Source organism: Streptomyces javensis (assembly GCF_039525925.1).
Classification (GTDB): Bacteria; Actinomycetota; Actinomycetes; order Streptomycetales; family Streptomycetaceae; genus Streptomyces; species Streptomyces asiaticus.
This window is the reverse complement of the sequence record NZ_BAAAIF010000211.1, coordinates 1-2,829: the sequence shown is the minus strand read 5'-3', so window position 1 is coordinate 2,829 and position 2,829 is coordinate 1. Positions and strand designations below refer to the sequence as shown.

The window sequence follows — 2,829 nt, the reverse complement described above, 5'->3', positions numbered from 1 at the left end:
GCACCAACCGCTCAACCAACCCCCGCGCCGTACCCTCATCGAACAAATCCACCGCAAACAACAACGCCCCGCCCAACCCCGCCGGCGCCCCCACCCCGTCACGGTGCTCGGCCAGGTCCAGAGACAGATCGAAGCGGGCCGGGACCTGGGCGGCCGCCGGTATCCGTCGGACCCGCAGCCCCGGCAGGCCCCATTGCGGCGCCGGTACGCTCTGAAGGGCCAGCAGGACCTGGAACAGCGGGTTGTGGGAGAGCGAACGTGACGGGTTCAGGTCCTCGACCAGTCGCTCGAACGGCACGTCCTGATGCGCGTACGCGGCCAGATCCGTCTCCCGCACCTGGGCCAGCAGCTCCGTGAAGGACGGGTCCGCGCTGAGGTCGGCGCGGACGACGAGGGTGTTGACGAAGAACCCGGCCAGGTCGTCCAACGCCGGTTCGCCACGGCCCGCGATCGGCACGCCCATGGTGATGTCGTCGCCCGCACCCACCCGGCTGAGCAGCACGGAGAGCGCGGCGTGCACCACCATGAACATGGTGGCGCGACCACGGCGGGCCACGTCCAGCAGCCGGGCATGAGTCTCCGCGCCGATCCGGATCGGCACTTCGCCACCGCGGAACGAGGACACCGCCGGACGGGGCCGGTCGGTCGGCAACGCGAGCTCCTGGGGGGCACCGGCCAGCGCCTCGCGCCAGTAGCCGAGTTGGCCACTGATCGCGCTGTCCGGGTCCTCGGGATCGCCCAGCACCTCGCGCTGCCACAGCGCATAGTCCGCGTACTGCACCGGCAGCGGCTCCCACCCGGGCGCGCCGCCCGCCCGACGCGCCGCGTACGCCGCCCCCAGGTCCCGCGCCAGCACACCCATCGACCAGCCGTCGACGGCGATGTGATGCGCGACGATCAGCAACACATACTCCGATGGCCCCGTCTTCAACAGCCGTGCCCGCCACGGCAGATCGACGGTCACATCAAAGCCACGGTCGGCGTGCGACCCGAGCTCGGCCGCCAGAAGTTCCTCACTGGTTTCCACGACAATGAGTCGCGGTCGACCCGCCTCGCCCTCCAGCACCCGCTGGCGCGGCTCGCCATCAGTCGCGGGAAAGATTGTGCGCAAGCTCTCGTGCCGGTCGGCCACGTCGCCCAGCGCGGCCTCCAGCGCGGTGACATCCAGCTCTCCGGTCAGCCGAAGGGCCAGCGGCAGGTTGTAGACCGCTCCGGCGCCCGGGTTGGTGTCCTCGAGCCGGTTGAGGAACCACATGCGCCGCTGGGCGTACGAGAGTGGCAGCGCGTCCGGCCTCGGCCGTGGTGTCAGCGCGGGCCGGGCGGGTGTACCTCCTGCCGCCGCGACGAGGCGGGCGACCCCGGCCACCGTGGGGGCGGCGAACAGCTCGCCGATATTGAGTTCCGTGTCGAGGACGGCGCCGATCCGGGCGATGAGCTTCATCGCGAGGATCGAGTCACCACCGATGGTGAAGAACGACACCTCGGCGCCCACTCGTTCAAGCCCGAGAACCTCGCAGTACAGGCCGCAGAGGATCTCCTCGGTCGGCGTGGCGGGACCGCGTCCGACGGCGTCGGTGAAGTCGGGGGCGGGGAGGGCGACGCGGTCCAGCTTGCCGTTGACGGTGACCGGGAGGGCGTCCAGGGCGACGACGGCGGCGGGGACCATGTGGTCCGGCAGCCGCTCGGCCACGTACCCCCGCAGCCCGGCAGTATCCACATCCCCATCAGGGACGACATACGCCACGAGCCGCTTGTCACCGGGGCGGTCCTCCCGTACGACGACGGCGACCTGTCCGACACCTCGGTGTCCGGCGAAAACCGATTCGATCTCCCCCGGCTCCACCCGGAAACCACGCACCTTCACCTGGTCATCGGCCCGGCCACCGAAGATCAGCTCACCCTCGGCCGTCCATGTGGCGAGGTCGCCGGTGCGATACATCCGCCCGCCGGTGAACGGACACGCCACGAAGCGCTCCGCGGTCAGCCCCGGACGGCCGAGGTAACCCCGCGCAAGCCCCGGACCCGCGACGTAGAGTTCGCCCGCCACGCCTTCCGGCACGGGCCGCAGAAACTCGTCCAGCACGAACACCCGTGTGTTGGCGATGGGTCCACCGATCGGCACCGGTCCGGACCGCTCCAGGGGCGCGCTCATGGTGGCGCACACGGTGACCTCGGTCGGGCCGTACGCATTGACCATCCGACGCCCCGGCGCCCACCGCTCCACCAGCCCCGGCGGACACACCTCACCCGCCACCACCAACGTCCGCAAACACCCCGGCAACTCCTCCACCGTCGCCAGCACCGACGGCGGCACCGTCACATGCGTCACACCAAACTCCGCCACCACCCCACCCAACGACCCCTGCGGCGGCAACCTGTCCGCACCCGCCACCACCAACGCCGCACCCGAAAGCAACGCCATACACACCTCGGACACCGCGGCATCAAAACTCAACGACGCCAGCTGCAACACCCGCGCATCAGCACCCACCCCGAACCGCTCAATCTGCGCAGCCGCCAAACTCCCCAGGCCCCGATGCGTCACCACCACACCCTTCGGCCGCCCCGTCGAACCCGACGTATAAATCACATACGCCACATCATCGACATCCACCGAAACCACGGGCGCGGACCCCGCCACCACATCCGACGCATCCCACACCCAACACTCCACCCCCGCCGGAACCAACCCCCGAGTCCCCTCCGAACACACCACCAGCACCGGCCCGGCATCCTCGACCATCCACCCGACCCGCTCCACCGGATACGCCGGATCCACCGGCACAAACCCCGCCCCCGCCTTCACCACCCCCAACAACACCGCCACCA

1 protein-coding gene is annotated in these 2,829 nt (G+C 70.2%); it reads right to left on the bottom strand.

What is annotated here, in order from left to right; genetic code table 11:
• On the bottom strand, window positions 1-2,829 hold a 2,829-nt coding region (locus ABD329_RS47585; protein WP_344318244.1), incomplete at both ends, for an amino acid adenylation domain-containing protein.